Annotated in this window: 13 protein-coding genes; 3 read left to right on the top strand and 10 right to left on the bottom strand. The window is 63.9% G+C overall.

The features are described 5' to 3' along the window. Positions 1 to 92: 92 nt before the first annotated feature. The 5 genes from ACFDR6_RS09000 to ACFDR6_RS08980 all read right to left on the bottom strand — a co-directional run bounded on the left by ACFDR6_RS09000 (position 93) and on the right by ACFDR6_RS08980 (position 4,392). A complete protein-coding gene (locus ACFDR6_RS09000; protein ID WP_375858081.1) occupies positions 93 to 539 on the bottom strand; it encodes a MaoC family dehydratase in 447 nt (148 codons plus the stop codon). Positions 540 to 918: 379 nt separating this feature from the next. Beyond that, complete coding sequence (locus ACFDR6_RS08995) at positions 919 to 1,341, bottom strand: hypothetical protein (protein WP_212086891.1); 423 nt, start codon at positions 1,339 to 1,341, stop codon at positions 919 to 921. Positions 1,342 to 1,353: 12 nt separating this feature from the next. After that, entirely contained in the window at positions 1,354 to 1,575 is a 222-nt protein-coding gene (locus ACFDR6_RS08990; RefSeq protein WP_018319783.1) for a hypothetical protein, read from the bottom strand. Between the two features lie 110 nt (positions 1,576 to 1,685). Continuing rightward, on the bottom strand, positions 1,686 to 2,504 hold the full coding sequence (locus ACFDR6_RS08985) for a lytic murein transglycosylase (protein WP_212086894.1): 819 nt from the start codon (positions 2,502 to 2,504) through the stop codon (positions 1,686 to 1,688). Positions 2,505 to 2,538: 34 nt separating this feature from the next. Further along, positions 2,539 to 4,392: a flavin-containing monooxygenase gene (locus ACFDR6_RS08980; RefSeq protein WP_375858080.1), complete on the bottom strand. Its 1,854-nt coding sequence runs from the start codon at positions 4,390 to 4,392 to the stop codon at positions 2,539 to 2,541. A gap of 176 nt (positions 4,393 to 4,568) precedes the next feature. Between ACFDR6_RS08980 and ACFDR6_RS08975 the strand changes: the two genes are divergently transcribed. From ACFDR6_RS08975 to ACFDR6_RS08965, 3 genes are all read left to right on the top strand, one after another. Beyond that, entirely contained in the window at positions 4,569 to 6,194 is a 1,626-nt protein-coding gene (locus ACFDR6_RS08975) for a long-chain fatty acid--CoA ligase (protein ID WP_375858079.1), read from the top strand. A 104-nt stretch (positions 6,195 to 6,298) separates the two neighbouring features. After that, positions 6,299 to 7,408 (top strand): glycoside hydrolase family 172 protein, encoded by a 1,110-nt coding sequence (locus ACFDR6_RS08970; RefSeq protein ID WP_375858078.1) that lies wholly within the window; start codon positions 6,299 to 6,301, stop codon positions 7,406 to 7,408. Positions 7,409 to 7,442: 34 nt separating this feature from the next. After that, the gene (locus ACFDR6_RS08965) at positions 7,443 to 8,654 is read left to right on the top strand and encodes an acyl-CoA dehydrogenase family protein (RefSeq protein ID WP_375858077.1); all 1,212 of its coding nucleotides are present in this window, start codon (positions 7,443 to 7,445) and stop codon (positions 8,652 to 8,654) included. 200 nt (positions 8,655 to 8,854) lie between these two features. Here the strand turns inward: ACFDR6_RS08965 and ACFDR6_RS08960 are convergent, their stop codons facing one another. The 5 genes from ACFDR6_RS08960 to ACFDR6_RS08940 all read right to left on the bottom strand — a co-directional run bounded on the left by ACFDR6_RS08960 (position 8,855) and on the right by ACFDR6_RS08940 (position 14,071). After that, complete coding sequence (locus ACFDR6_RS08960) at positions 8,855 to 9,763, bottom strand: amino acid ABC transporter substrate-binding protein (protein WP_375858076.1); 909 nt, start codon at positions 9,761 to 9,763, stop codon at positions 8,855 to 8,857. 148 nt (positions 9,764 to 9,911) lie between these two features. Continuing rightward, positions 9,912 to 11,345, bottom strand: a complete 1,434-nt coding sequence (locus ACFDR6_RS08955) for an amidohydrolase family protein (RefSeq protein WP_375858075.1) — start codon at positions 11,343 to 11,345, stop codon at positions 9,912 to 9,914. A gap of 15 nt (positions 11,346 to 11,360) precedes the next feature. After that, positions 11,361 to 12,386 (bottom strand): ABC transporter substrate-binding protein, encoded by a 1,026-nt coding sequence (locus tag ACFDR6_RS08950; protein WP_375847679.1) that lies wholly within the window; start codon positions 12,384 to 12,386, stop codon positions 11,361 to 11,363. Positions 12,387 to 12,431: 45 nt separating this feature from the next. Further along, the gene (locus ACFDR6_RS08945; protein ID WP_375858074.1) at positions 12,432 to 13,208 is read right to left on the bottom strand and encodes an ABC transporter permease; all 777 of its coding nucleotides are present in this window, start codon (positions 13,206 to 13,208) and stop codon (positions 12,432 to 12,434) included. Then, on the bottom strand, positions 13,208 to 14,071 hold the full coding sequence (locus tag ACFDR6_RS08940; protein ID WP_375858073.1) for an ABC transporter ATP-binding protein: 864 nt from the start codon (positions 14,069 to 14,071) through the stop codon (positions 13,208 to 13,210). Before ACFDR6_RS08940 ends, ACFDR6_RS08945 begins: the two co-directional genes overlap by 1 nt. Between the last annotated feature and the right edge of the window lie 93 nt (positions 14,072 to 14,164).

The raw sequence follows: 14,164 nt of genomic DNA, 5'->3' as shown, positions 1-14,164 counted from the left end.
CTCCAGCGTCTTCCCCGGACCGAGATGACCACCTCTGCCGGCGAGCCGCAAGGGTGTGCGGCGCGGCATGCAGCCAAGGGCGTGCCGTGGCCTCAGCTCCGCCGCGGTACGATTGCGATCGGAGTGAAGGTGTAGACCTCCTCGCCGTTCTGGTTGAACATCGTCCACTTCACCAGCACGATGCCCTGCGGCTTCGACTTCGACGGCGTCAGGCTCATGAGCTCCCCGATCAGATGCAGGCGATCGTTGGGCCGCACCGGAACGGGCCAGCGCAGACCATCGACGCCGGCGCCGATGAGCGGGTGCGGACCGAAAGGACGGGTCTGTACGGCCAGGTTCATGGCAATGGCGGCGGTGTGCCATCCCGAGGCAGCGAGCCCCTTGAACAGGGTCTGCTTGGCGGCCTCGTGGTCGAGATGCATCGGCTGCGGGTCGAACTCGGCGGCGAAGCGCTTGATGTCGGCCTCGGTGACCTCGACCTCGGGGGACCTGAACTGCATTCCGATGGTGAGATCGTCGAACCATTCGACCTGCGCCATGATTTTGCCTCGCAATCTGATGCGCCGCCCTCGAAAACGCGGCTAAGGGCTTAAGCTATACCGGGCCCGCAGTGCACAAACCCGCCCCCGGGGTTCCCCCGCGAAACCGCTTTTCCAATGTGACGAAACACGCCTGAAACAGATGGTCGTCTAAGTAGTTGTCAAAATAAATACAGGGACGGCCACCATGCAATTCCTCCTCGAACTGATCTACGAATATTCCTGCTGCCAAAACCTCGTTGCTGAGCCGCTGCGGGAGGACGAGCTATGATCGAGCTGATTTCTGGCCTGCTCGCCCTTTGCAGCGTCGGCGTCTTCACGGCGCATGCAGTGGATGCCTACCGGATGACGCACGACTGACGGGCTCTACGTCGCCGGCCTAGAACGGCCGCCTGTAGAAGTGTTCCGAATGCGTTGCCGGCGGAAACCGGTTGGCGAGCGCCAACGCCCCCTTCTCGTCGGTCTCGAGCGCAATCTTCTGCGCCAGCATCACGTCGCCGGGCACGAGGAAGCCTGACGGGACGAAGCACCATCCCATCAGCGCCCGGCCCTCGCCGTCGATTTCGTGGACGTTGGCCGCGGTGCCGTAGTGAATGCGATAGGTCTTGCCGGTGTCGCAGCCGACGACGTCGAAATACCGGTGCTCCTCGAATTGCGCGCGTTGCGCGGGCGAGAGCCATTCGAACAGCAGGCGGCGGCCGCGGGCATCCGGCGTATTCTCGCCGAAGAACCGCCGATAGAGTTCGCGCAGCGCATGCAGACGCGCACGCGCCGGCGCGCGGAGCCAAACAGCCGCGATCATGACCAGCTCAGATCAACCGCCGACCAGGCGGGGATAGAACAGCGTTTCCTGCGCGGTCGGGTCGAACGATCTGATACGGGTGACTTCGCCAGGTCCGTTTCGCAGGGCGGCGGTGAAGCCCGCGCCGGTCAGCTCCCGAAAGCGCCGTTCGGCTCGCGCCAGCGCCTCGGCATTGCCAGGATCAAACTCGTGGCGTGTATCGCCAGTCTGGTCCATCACGATCTGGGTAGCCATGTTGAGTCTCCTCATGCCCAGCCCTGAATCTGATCAAAGCAAACGTCATGCCGTCTGTTCCAGATGGCAACAACTTTCTCACACCGGCGCATCACGCCTTGCTGAGCGGCCTAGCGCGAAGCCGCAGCCCCGCCGCCCTCGTCGATCTGCCGGCCCATCAGCGCGATCGCCTTCTGATAGACGCCGGCGGCATTCCAGGCCTCGATGGCGGCGAAATTCGGCTCGCCCGGCTGGTAGCCGGCTCCTGCTTTCCAGCCGTGAGCCCTGAGGAAATTCGCCGTCGAATTCAGCGCGTTGGCAGCCACTTCGAGGTTACCGGTGCCATAGGCCAGGATGCTCTTGGGCATGAACTGGGTCTGGCCGACCTCGCCGTGCATGGAGCCGCGCGTCGCCCCCGACAGCGTACCGCGGTCGATCAGCTTCAATGCAGCATAGAGCTGGTCGGTGAAGAATTCGGGACGGCGGCAGTCATAGGCCAGGGTCGCAATCGACGACAGCATGTTCTGGTTGCCGCGCTGGCTGCCGAAGCCGGTCTCCATGCCCCAGATCGCGATCAGCGGTCCGGGCGGGACGCCATAGCGCTCCTGGATGGAGGCGAACAAGGCGGCCTGCGATTGCTTGAGCTGCCGCCCCTTGGCGACGATGGTGGTGGCGCCGCGCTTGGCCAGGAACTGGTCGAGCGTCAGCTGGAAGCTGCGCTGGCCGCGGTCGGCTGCAATGGTCGCGCTGGCGTAATTGGTCTGCATCAGCGCCGCGAGCGCGGTCTGGCCGATGCCTTTGCCTTGTGCCTCCGCACTGAATTCGCGCTTCCAGGCCTCAAAGCCGGCCGGCGAGCTACCGCACTGCGCGGCCTCGGCGGCGGGCGCCAGGCAACCAAGCAGCGCCACCGCGCCAAAAACCGCCCCCGCAACAGCCCTGCCCCTGATCATACCCACCATCTCCCGTCGTGAACCGATCGCAATCTTACCTGCTCGAACGCGCCGACTCCATGGCCCGATCATAGGACAATTCGAGGCCTTCCAGATTGCCTTCCTTCCGCCATTTGTCGAGCAGCCGCAGGAATGCCACCGGCCCGCGCCAATATTGGCTGTTTCTTGCCGCGATCGGATCGAACACGCCTTCGTTGTTGTAGTAGCCGGGCGTGCATTCGGCCAGATAAGTCTGCCGGCCGAGCGCGGCCCTGACGACCTCGTCGACCCAGGCATTCTCGGCGGCCAATGTCGGCTCCAGGGTTCGCACCTTGCGCTTGCGGGCTTGCTTGATCACGTAAGCGATGTGCTGCGACTGTTCGTCGATGATGTGCGGGAAGTTGGCACTCTGGCCCGCCTGCACGGTGACGATCAGGAAGCAGTTCGGGAAGCCGCGGCTGTAGAAACCGTGCATCGTCTTGACGCCGTCCTGCCAGCGCTCGGACAGGCTCGTGCCGCCGCGGCCATAGACCTCGAAGCCCATGCGGCGCGCGTAATCGGTGCCGACCTCAAAACCGCTGGCATAGATCAGGCAATCGAGCTCGTAGGCCTTGCCGGCAGCCACGACGGCGTTCTCGGTGATGCGCTCGACGCCCTTCCCGTCGGTATCGACGAGATGCACGTTGGGACGATTGAAGGTGTCGAGATATTCGTCGTGAAAGCACGGCCGTTTGCAGAACGCCTTGTACCAGGGCTTGAGCGCCTCTGCAGTCGCCTCGTCATTGACGACCGCATCGACGCGGGCGCGGATCTCCTCCATCTTGCGGTAGTCGGCCTGCTCGATGACCTTCAGCGCCTCCTCCATCGAGGTCACGGGTTGCGCCTGACGACGCGGCGCCAGCAGGATCTCGCCGAGCAGGCCGGTCCAGCCGTCCTGCACCAAATCCCGTTCGAACGGCTCGCCCGAGATCACGGCGGTGAAATTGTCCATGCGCTCGCGTTGCCAGCCGGGCTCGAGGTTCTGTGCCCAGCCCTGATCCGTCGGCCGGTCATCGCGCACGCCGATCGCCGATGGCGTGCGCTGGAACACATAGAGCTCCTTCGCGGAGCGGCCGAGATGCGGCACGCATTGCACGGCGGTGGCGCCAGTGCCGATGATCCCGACGCGCTTGTCGGCAAGCCCGGTCAGACCGCCATCCGCATTGCCGCCGGTGTAGCCGTAATCCCAACGACTGGTATGAAAGCTGTGGCCCTTGAAGGATTCGATGCCGGGTATGCCCGGCAGCTTCGGCCGGCTGAGCGGACCTCCGGCAAGAATGACGAAGCGTGCGCGGATGCGATCGCCGCGATCGGTCTCGACCAGCCAACGCGCCTCTTGCTCCTGCCACACCATTCGCGAGATGACGGTCTGAAACAGCGCGCGCTCGTAGAGACCGAAATGACGGCCGATGCGGCGGGAGTGCTCGTAGATCTCCGGCGCCCTCGCGTATTTGCGCACCGGCATGTAGCCGGTCTCTTCCAGCAGCGGCAGATAGATGTAGCTCTCGGTATCGCAGGCAGCGCCAGGATAACGATTCCAGTACCAGGTGCCGCCGAAGTCGGCAGCCTTTTCCACGATGCGGAACTCATCGATGCCGGCCTCGCGCAGGCGCGCGCCGCAGAGAAGCCCGCCAAAGCCGCCGCCGACGACGAGCACTTCCGTCTCTTCACTGACAGCTGCGCGCGCAAATCCGGGATCGGCCCAGGGGTCGTCGAGGTAGCGGCCGAAATCGCCGGTAACCTCGACATACTGAGCCTTGCCCTCGGCCCGCAAACGACGGTCGCGCTCGTCACGATAGCGCGCGCGGAGAGCCGCAATGTCGACCGTAGGTTCGCCGGCTGCACCGGTCTTGTGTCTTTCCGCTGACATGCATTTCCTCCACGGAAGAGCGCTGCTTCGCCGGCAGCTCACCTCACGTTAGCCCTGAAAAAGTGACGCATGCAATCACGTCCCATCTTTTTGCGTGAACGCCGCGCGACGTTCCGCTAACCTCGAACGCAAATCACGAGCATACACCACGCAACGACGTGGCTGTGGAGGGGACCATGCAGGGATTGATGATGGACATGCCGCTTTTGATCAGCGGCCTGATCCAGTTTGCAGCGGACTATCACGGCGAAGCCGAGATCGTCGCGCGCGAGATCGAGGGCGACATCCACCGCTACACCTATGCCGACGCACATCCACGCATCAAGCGCATGGCGCTGGCGTTGAAGCGGCTCGGCATGAAGAAAGGAGACCGCGTCGGCACGCTGGCCTGGAACACCCACCGGCATTTCGAGATGTTCTACGCCGCGCCGGGGATGGGCTATGTGCTGCACACCGTCAACCCGCGGCTGTTTCCCGAACAGCTCGTTTACATCATCAACCACGCCGAAGACCGCCTCCTCTTCATCGACCGGGCCACGCTGCCGCTCGTCGAGGCGATCGCGCCGCAGCTGAAAACGATCGAGGCTTACGTCGTGATGTCCTCGCGCGAGCGCATGCCCGAGACGAAGCTTGCCAATGTGCATTGCTACGAGGAGCTTCTGGAAAAGGAGAACGAGGCCGGTTTCGCCTGGCCGGAGTTCGACGAAAAATCCGCCTCCACCATCTGCTACACGTCCGGCACGACAGGCAATCCCAAGGGCGTGATCTATTCGCACCGCGCCGCGATCCTGCAGACCATGACCTGCTGCAATTTCGACTTCCTGCCGGGACATCTCGAAGGCGTGCGGGAGGTGATGATGCCGATGGCGCCTCTCTTCCACGGCAATGGCTGGAATATGCCGTTCACCGCGCCCTATACCGGCTCGAAGCTGGTGCTGCCCGGCCGCAACTATGAACCGAACAAGCTCTATGAACTGCTCGAAGGCGAGAAAGTGACGCTGTCGGCGGGGGTGCCGAGCTTCTGGCTGATCCTGCTCGACTGGCTGGGCCGCACCGGAAACAAATTCTCGACGCTGCGCGCAACGCTGTCGTCGGGCTCGGCCCCGCCGCGCGCGATGATCGAGAAGCTCAAGCGCGACTACAACATCGACTACATCCAGGCCTGGGGCATGACCGAGGCGCTGGGCTGCTCGATGCCGGGCCTGCGGCCAGGATCGGAACATCTCAGCGAGACCGAGACATTCGACCGCCGCCAGGTCTCCGGCCGCGCCTGTTTCGGCACAGCCTTGCGCATCGTCGACGATGCCGGCGTCGAGCTGCCGCGCGACGGCAAGACCGTCGGTCATCTGCGCGCCCGCGGGCCGTGGGTTGCGTCGGGCTACATGAAGCTAGATGAGGGCCTCGACCGCGACGGCTGGCTGATCACCGGCGACATGGCCGTGATCGATCCTCAAGGCCACGTCACGTTGACCGACCGCTCCAAGGACGTGATCAAGTCCGGCGGCGAATGGATCTCCTCGATCCAGCTCGAGGACGTTGCCTTGTCCCATCCCGACGTGCTGCAGGCCGCCGTGGTCGCGATCAACCACGAGAAATGGCAGGAGCGCCCCCTCCTCCTCGTCGTCCGCAAGAAGGGCGCGACGGTCGACGGCAAGACGCTGCTCGACCACATGCGACCGAAGATCGCGAGCTGGTGGATGCCGGACGCCGTCGAATTCCTCGACGAATTCCCGATGACGGGGACCGGCAAGGTGCTGAAGTCGGCCCTGCGCGAGAGGTTCAGGGAGTACCGCGTCGCGTGACCTCTGCGGCTGCGCACGGGCCTCTCCGTGCGCAACCATCTTCATCTTTTGGTAGATTTGGAGGCGATATAGCGAGATGTCGCTAATCCCTTATCGAGGACACCATGGCGTTTTCCGGATTGGGCCTGCATCTCGGCAATCTATCGCGCCTGTCGGATGCGCAGACGCGCTCGATCAGCCCCGAGAACTTCACCGGCGAGAAGGGCAAGGGCGGCATGTCCGTCGACGGCCCCGCCGCGCGCCAGGCCCGCGATCTCGGACAGGGATGGAAAGTCTCTCCCTATGTCGTCATCGATCCGGGCACGACTTTCACGCTCGCCGACATCCGGGGTCAGGGCGCGATCCAGCAGATCTGGATGACGCTGGCCCGCGGACGGCTGCGCCACTCGATTCTGCGCATCTACTGGGACGACCAGGAACAGCCGAGCGTCGAATGCCCGGCCGGCGATTTCTTCGCCTGCGGATGGGAAGAATTCGCGCAGGTGTCCTCGCTCGCGGTTTGCGTCAATCCCGGCCGCGCCTTCAACTGCTATTGGGAAATGCCGTTTCGCAAGCGTGCGCGTTTCACGCTGGAGAACCGCAGTGAGGAGCAGCTCACGGTCTACTACCAGATCAACTACACCCTGACCGACGTGCCCGAGGACTGCGCCTATTTTCATGCGCAGTTCCGTCGCACCAATCCGCTGCCTTACAAGCAGGTCTACACCATCCTCGACGGCATCAGCGGCGCCGGCCATTATGTCGGCACCTACATGGCGTGGGGCGTCAACAACAACGGCTGGTGGGGCGAAGGCGAGATCAAGTTCTTCATCGACGGCGACGGCGAATTCCCGACGATCTGCGGCACCGGCACCGAGGACTATTTCTGCGGCGCCTACAATTTCGATCCCCATGTGGCGCATGCCGGCCAGGGGCAATCGCGCTACGTGGAGTTCACCACGCCCTATGCCGGCCTGCCGCAAGTGATCCGCCCTGACGGCGTCTACAAATCGCAGCAGCGCTTCGGCCTCTATCGCTGGCACATTCCCGACCCCGTGCGCTTCCGCTCCGATTTGCGCGTAACGATCCAGGCGCTGGGCTGGCTGCCCGGCGCGAAGGACGGAAAGTACCTTCCACTGCAGGACGACATCGCCTCGGTCGCGTTCTGGTACCAGGCGCTGCCGACCGCGCCATTCCCGAAGCTGCCCGACCCGGACTATCTCGAAATCGGCTGATCCTGCCGCCGCTCGACCACCAAGGAGACCAGAGATGCTCTACCCGATGTCGCCAAAAGTCGTCGAGCTCAAGCACAAGCTCGAGAGCTTCATGGACCGGCACATCTATCCGAACGAGGAGCGGTTCTATCGCGAGGCCGAAGAGCTGGGACCGTGGAAGGTCTATCCCGTCGTCGAGGAGCTGAAGCCGCTGGCGCGCAAGGAAGGCCTCTGGAATCTGTTCCTGCCGGAATCCAGCCATGGCGCGGGCCTGACCAATCTCGAATACGCCCCGCTCTGCGAGGTGATGGGCCGCTCGCATCTGGCCCCTGAGGTGTTCAACTGCTCGGCGCCCGATACGGGCAACATGGAGGTGCTGGAGCGATACGGCACCGAAAAGGACAAGGAGCGTTGGCTGAAGCCGTTGCTGGCAGGCGAGATCCGCTCCTGCTTCGCCATGACGGAGCCTGCGGTCGCATCATCCGACGCCACCAACATCGAGAGCTCGATCGTGCGCGACGGCGATCATTACGTGATCAACGGGCGCAAATGGTACACGACCAACGCGACGGATCCCCGCTGCAAGATCTGCATCTTCATGGGCAAGACCGATCCTGACAATCCGGACCGGCACAAGCAGCAATCCATGATCCTGGTGCCGATGGAGACATCAGGCATCGAGGTGAAGCGCGCCCTGCCCGTGTTCGGCTTCTACGGCGTGCCCGATCGCGCCTCCGAGGTCGTCTTCACCAATGTGCGGGTCCCGAAGGAAAACATGCTGCTCGGCGAGGGCCGCGGTTTCGAGATCGCGCAGGGCCGCCTCGGTCCCGGCCGCATCCACCACTGCATGCGGCTGATTGGCCTCGCCGAACGCACGCTGGAGAAGATGTGCCGTCGCGTCCGCAGCCGCGTCGCCTTCGGCAAGCCGGTCTCGGAGCAGACGGTGACGCAGGAGCGCATCGCGGAAGCCCGCATCATGATCGAGCAGGCACGGCTGCTGACGCTGAACGCGGCTTACGCGATGGACACGGTCGGCAACAAGGTGGCGAAGGCCGAGATCGCGATGATCAAGGTCGCCGTGCCGAACATGGCTTGCCAGATCATCGACTGGGCGATCCAGGCCCATGGCGGCGGCGGCACCTCGAACGATTTCGGTTTGACCCAGGCCTACGCCACCGCGCGCCTGCTGCGTCTTGCCGACGGTCCCGACGAGGTGCACAGAAACCAGATCGCGCGGTTCGAGCTGAAGAAATACTCGAATGCTTAGAAGCTGCGCGTTTGGTGCGGCGACGGCGGTGCGCACTTCCTTCTCCCCTTGCGGGAGAAGGTGGCGCGAAGCGCCGGATGAGGGGTCTCTCTCCGCGGAGGCAGACCCCTCACCCCAGTGAATGTGGATCGACCAGCGGAGCTGCCCTCTCCCGCAAGGGGAGAGGGCACAGCAGCGCGCAGCGCGCCTCGCCCCCCGCCTCAGTTCACCACGTACACGTCCGGATCTGCGCTCCAGCTCGGCTTCTTGAAGGCGTTGCGCAAGGCGGCCGACAGCGGGACGTTGTAGTTGAGGCCGTTCGGCGGCGTCGGCGACTGCAGCCATTTCTTGTAGAGCACCTCGATCTCCGGGCTGGCGTAGAGCTCCGCCGTGGCGCGATCGGCGAGCGCCTTGAACGGCGCATCCTCCCGCCGCAGCATGATCCCGTAGGGCTCCGGCTTCGAGAAAGCCTCTTCGCTGATCATGAAGGCTTGCGGGTCCTTCGACCGCGCGATCGCGACCGCGAGCTGGACGTCGTCGAGTGCATAGGCCTGGGCGCGGTCGTTTTCCAACAGCAGGAAGGCCTCGGCCTGGTCCTTGGCCGGCATCACATTGATGCCGAGATTGCGCTCGGTGTTGACCTTGGCGAGCTGCGTCAGGTTGACCGACCCGGCCACGGCCGTGACCGCCTTGCCCTTGAGATCGTCGATGGTGTTGATCTTTGCAGCCTTCTTGGCTGCAAATCGCGTCGCACTGAGGAAATGCGTGTTGGTGAAGGCAACCTGCTTCTGGCGATCGGCATTGTTCGTGGTCGCCGAGCAATGCAGATCAAGGGTGCCGTTGACCATCAGCGGAATCCGGTTCGACGACGTTACCGCGAGCGTATCGACGGCGATGTCGGGCATGCCGAGCTGCTTCTTCACGGCATCGACGATTTTCAGGCAGATATCCATGGCAAAGCCGACCGGCTTCTGGTTGCCGTCCAGATAGCTGAAGGGGACCGAGGCTTCCTGATAGCCCAGCGTGATCTTCTTCGTCTCTTTGATCTTCTGGAGGGTGCCCGAGAGATCTTCCGCCGAAGCGGCGCCCGCAAGACATGTGGCGGCCAGGAGAACAGTCGTAAGACGCATCGGTGGCTCCTCAGGGAGTAATCGTCAACTGCGCCGGCGCGCAATCGTGCAAGGTGATACCCCAGAGCTGGACCGGTCGCCAGACCAGGTTCCGTCTACCAGCTATCGCGGTTTTCGATGCGCAGGTGCAGCGACATCATGCCCTGCTTTATCCGCAGGTGAGCTGCCGCTCGAACCAGCCGGATAGTCGCTCCGACAACGGAAGCCACATCCGCTGGAAGTTTACGAATTTGCCGGCATTGGTCCGGTACATGCCCCGCAGTTCCTGCTCGATCGCCGGCAGATCGACGCCGGCGCAGACCCCATCCCTCACGATCGCCTTCCCAGCAACGACAACCTCTCGCACCAGCGAGGCGTTGCCTCGCGCAAACAGCAAGGCCATGGGATCGGCAGGCATGATCCCGTCACGGTCGAGCCGGTCAAGGTCGACGACGACGAAATCAGCCGGATTTCCGGCGACGAGTTCGCCGCTTCCGGGTGCGCCGGTGGCGCGGCGCCCGTTGCGAATGGCGAGCGCAAACATTTCGGCGGGCGTCCATGTCGGCTTGAAGCCGAGGCCGCCATGGACCATCTGCACCAGCCGCATCTCGCGCAGGATGTCGTCGTCCTCGTCCAGCGCCAGCCCGTCGACGCCGACCGCGATCGCGCAGCCGCATTTGTGAGCGGCGGCAATCGGGGCGAGCCCCGAACGCAGATGCATGTTCGAGCTGAAATTGGTGACGATGCGCGTGCCGGACGCCGCAATCATCTCCAGCTCATCCGGCCTGGCGTGAATGCAGTGCGCGAGCGTCAGCCGCTCCGAGAGGAAGCCGATGTCGCGCAGCCAGCGCACCATATCTGGAAAGTGCTGGTCGGCCCAGGCCCGCTGGTACACGGTCTCCAGCAGATGCATGTGGATGCGACGGCCGGTCAGTGCCGAATTCTCGGCCACCGCTTCCAGCAGCGGCTTCGAGCACCATTGCACGCCCGCAGGCCCGAGCTGCACGTCCACCATCGGGCCGCCGATGGCAGCGGCGATCGCGTCGGTCAACTCGATATATGCCTTGGGCGGCATTGGCGCGCGGACGAAGAGATCGTCGATGGTCTTGCGGTCTTCGCGGGACAGACCAGAGAGCATCGGCTCGGCATCCCCATAGACGATCGGGTTCTGATCGCGCACGGCCATCGCAAAGGCGATGCGGATGCCGACGTCGGTTGCTGCCTGCGCGACGGCCTTGGCCTCGTCGAGCAAAGGCATCGTCCCGCTGGGGCGGGTGTAGTGCACCATCATGCCGGCGCAGCCGGCCTTGGCCGAGCGAGCCAAAGCAGACGCCGCGGTCAGGTACGGGTCGACCGGCGTGCCGAGCGCGGTTCGCAGGATCCAGCTTTCCAGAGGCATGCCGACCGCACCGAACGACGACGCGGCGGCGCGGGCATGGTCATGTGCGTTGACGAAGGCCGGAATGACGAAGGAGCGGGGCCCATGCCCCGCCCCTTCCGAGATCTCGGTGATGACGCCGCCGTGGTGCCGCAGCACGACGTTATCGCGGACGCCGCGGTCAGGGCCATGGAACAGGCTGGTCGCCGAAATCTCCGTGGCCATGAGCGTCTCCGGGGATCAATTGGCAGTATAAACCAATTCCCGCTCCGCGCGCGGCGGCAGGAATTCGCGCGAGAACACCTCCGCCGGCGTCGGCGCGCGGGCGAGCTGATAGCCTTCGACCACGATGCCGATGGCGCGCGCCATGCGGTCATCCTTGATGTCGCCGATGCCGATCTCCTTCATCTCGGGCGAGACGATCAGCTTCTCGAACGAATATTGCAAGCGCCGCTTCTCGACATCCGCGTTGATGAGATTGTCGTAGTTCACCGCCGCCTTCATGCCGGCATTCTGGTCCTTGGCGATCGCAATCGCCCCCTTGTTGATGGCACGCACCAGGCCCGCGACGGCCTTCGGGTTCGAGGCGATCAGCTTGCGCGACACCATCACGCCATTCGAGTAGAGATCGAGCCCGTACTCACCGAACGAGAACCATTTGAAGTCCTTGTCCGGGTCCTGGCGGTTGAGCACGAGGTTGAAATAGCTGGTGATGTTGAAGACCAGCGCTGCATCGATGTCGCCCTTGATCAGCATCGGCTCCTGCAGGTTCGGCGCCATGTTGGAGATCTTGATCTTCTCGCCGTCGAGACCATTCTTGCGCGTGAACACCGGCAGGAGCCGCGTCGTCGGCGTCCCCTGCGCGCCGCCGAGCGTGCGGCCTTCGAAATCCTTGATGGTGTTGATGCCGCTGGACTTCTTGGCGACGATCGCGAACGGAGGCTGGTTCCACATCATGTAGACCATGACGGGCGCGTCCTGCGGCTTGGTCGAGGCGTTCTGGATGATGGCATTGACGTCGCCGAAGCCGGCGTCATAGGCGCCGGACATGATGCGCGTGACGGTGGCGCCGGAGCCTTCGCCCTGATCGATGACGACGTTGAGGCCTTCCGCTTTGAAGTAGCCGTTGTCCTTGGCGTAGAAGAACGCGGCGTCGCTGCCTTGGGTCTTCCAGCCCAACGTGAACTTGATCGTGGTGTCCTGGGCCAGGGCTGCGCCCATGGACAGCCCCAATCCCATGAGCGTGGCAGCTACTCTTCTCAACATCGAGACCTCTCCTCAGCTTCGTTGCGTGATGATTGTTCAATTTGGTCAGGTGGCGATCACGTCGTTCTTGCGCGTGGCCCAGCCGGTGACGCGACCTTCGATCAGCGAGAACACCGCGTAGAGTGCGACGCCGAGGCCGGCGAGCACGAACAGGCCGGCGAACACCAGCGGCACGTTGAAATTGGAGGATGCGGTCATCATGACGTTGCCGATGCCGCGGTTGGAGGCGACCGTCTCCGACAGCACGGCGCCGACGAAGGCATAGGAGATCGCGACCTTCAGCGAGGCGAAGAAGAACGGCATGGTGCGGGGCAGACCGACATTCCAGAGGATATCGAACTTGCTGGCGCCCAGCGCCTTCAACACGTCCTCGAGCTCGGGCTCGGTGGTGGCAAGGCCCGTCGCGATGTTGACCACGATCGGGAAGAAGCAGATCGACAGCGCGGTCAGCACCGCCGGCACCGTGCCCGAGCCGAACCACAGCACGAAGATCGGCACCACCGCGACCTTGGGGATCGATGAGAAGCCGATCAGCAGCGGATAGCAGGTGTCATAGGCCGTCCTGGAGACGCCGATGATGGCACCAAGGGCGACACCGAGCGCAACGCCGAGGACGAAGCCGAGCAAGGTGGTCGCCAATGTCTGCACGATGTGCGGCCACAACACCGGAAAACGCTCGACGAGCGTCGCGAATACCTGCGAGGGGCGCGGCAGCACCAGATCGGACATGCCGGTCATGAGGCAGAACAGCTCCCAGCCGACGAAGAACAGCACGATCAGTCCCGCCGACCACGCCTTTTGCCTGACATCGATCCCGAACATCAGCCTGCTCCCTGCTCGCCTGCGCTACGCGCATCCTCGATGAAGGCCCGCAGCTTCTGGTTCAGAGCGACGAAATCCGGCTCGAAAGTCATGGCCACGGTGCGCGGGCGAACGAAGTCGACGCGGCTGTCGTCGAGGATGCGGCCGGGACGTGAGCTCATCACGCAGATGCGGCTCGCAAGGAAGCCGGCCTCGCGCAGATCGTGCGTGACCAGCAGCACCGTCGGCTTGTGCGCCATCCAGAGATTTTGCAGGATCGCCCACAGTTCCTCGCGGGTGAACTGGTCGAGCGCGCCGAAAGGCTCGTCCAGCAGCAGCATGCGCGGCTCGTGGATCAACGCGCGGCAGAGATTGGCGCGCTGGAGCATGCCGCCGGAAAGCTGCCAGGGATGCTTGCTGCCGAAGCCCTTGAGGCCCACCTGCTCCAGCAGCGCGTTGGCCTTGTCGCGAAACTCGGTCTTGCGCAGCCTGCGGAAGTTCGATCGGAACGGCTCGACGATCTTCAGCGGCAGCATGATGTTCCGCTCGATCGTCATCCACGGCAGCATGGTCGGATTCTGAAACGCCATGCCCACCCGCATCGCGCGCGCCGCCACCTCGCGGCCGCCGACGATGACGACGCCGCTGGTGGGCTGCACCAGGCCGCTGACGAGTCGCAGAATGGTCGATTTGCCGCATCCGGATGGGCCGACCAGTGCGACAAACTCGCCGTCGGCGATCTTGAGCGTGGTCTTCGACAGGGCCGGCACGGCGCGGTCGCCGCGCCCGAAGGTCACGGACGCGTCCGACAGTTCGATGGCGGTCGCGACCGCACCTTGGGCAACGGCCCGGCCGTCAAACGTGGTTCTGGGTTGCATGCGCATCACAACAAAAGTGCATGCAAGCTAGATGCCAGACCCCAATTCCCGCCCTATCGCGCCGCTGATGAAGGAAGCGTCCCGGGAGCCGGATACGAT

Origin of the sequence: Bradyrhizobium tunisiense, from assembly GCF_042263385.1 — a bacterium.
In the GTDB taxonomy this organism is placed as follows: domain Bacteria; phylum Pseudomonadota; class Alphaproteobacteria; order Rhizobiales; family Xanthobacteraceae; genus Bradyrhizobium; species Bradyrhizobium tunisiense.
This window is presented reverse-complemented; position numbering and strand designations above follow the sequence as displayed.

Bases quoted from the DNA above. Each gene is read 5' to 3' on its own strand.
- ACFDR6_RS09000 (WP_375858081.1), bottom strand. From the start codon at position 539: ATGGCGCAGGTCGAATGGTTCGACGATCTCACCATCGGAATGCAGTTC.
- ACFDR6_RS08995 (WP_212086891.1), bottom strand. From the start codon at position 1,341: ATGATCGCGGCTGTTTGGCTCCGCGCGCCGGCGCGTGCGCGTCTGCAT.
- ACFDR6_RS08990 (WP_018319783.1), bottom strand. From the start codon at position 1,575: ATGGCTACCCAGATCGTGATGGACCAGACTGGCGATACACGCCACGAG.
- ACFDR6_RS08985 (WP_212086894.1), bottom strand. From the start codon at position 2,504: ATGATCAGGGGCAGGGCTGTTGCGGGGGCGGTTTTTGGCGCGGTGGCG.
- ACFDR6_RS08980 (WP_375858080.1), bottom strand. From the start codon at position 4,392: ATGTCAGCGGAAAGACACAAGACCGGTGCAGCCGGCGAACCTACGGTC.
- ACFDR6_RS08975 (WP_375858079.1), top strand. From the start codon at position 4,569: ATGCAGGGATTGATGATGGACATGCCGCTTTTGATCAGCGGCCTGATC.
- ACFDR6_RS08970 (WP_375858078.1), top strand. From the start codon at position 6,299: ATGGCGTTTTCCGGATTGGGCCTGCATCTCGGCAATCTATCGCGCCTG.
- ACFDR6_RS08965 (WP_375858077.1), top strand. From the start codon at position 7,443: ATGCTCTACCCGATGTCGCCAAAAGTCGTCGAGCTCAAGCACAAGCTC.
- ACFDR6_RS08960 (WP_375858076.1), bottom strand. From the start codon at position 9,763: ATGCGTCTTACGACTGTTCTCCTGGCCGCCACATGTCTTGCGGGCGCC.
- ACFDR6_RS08955 (WP_375858075.1), bottom strand. From the start codon at position 11,345: ATGGCCACGGAGATTTCGGCGACCAGCCTGTTCCATGGCCCTGACCGC.
- ACFDR6_RS08950 (WP_375847679.1), bottom strand. From the start codon at position 12,386: ATGTTGAGAAGAGTAGCTGCCACGCTCATGGGATTGGGGCTGTCCATG.
- ACFDR6_RS08945 (WP_375858074.1), bottom strand. From the start codon at position 13,208: ATGTTCGGGATCGATGTCAGGCAAAAGGCGTGGTCGGCGGGACTGATC.
- ACFDR6_RS08940 (WP_375858073.1), bottom strand. From the start codon at position 14,071: ATGCGCATGCAACCCAGAACCACGTTTGACGGCCGGGCCGTTGCCCAA.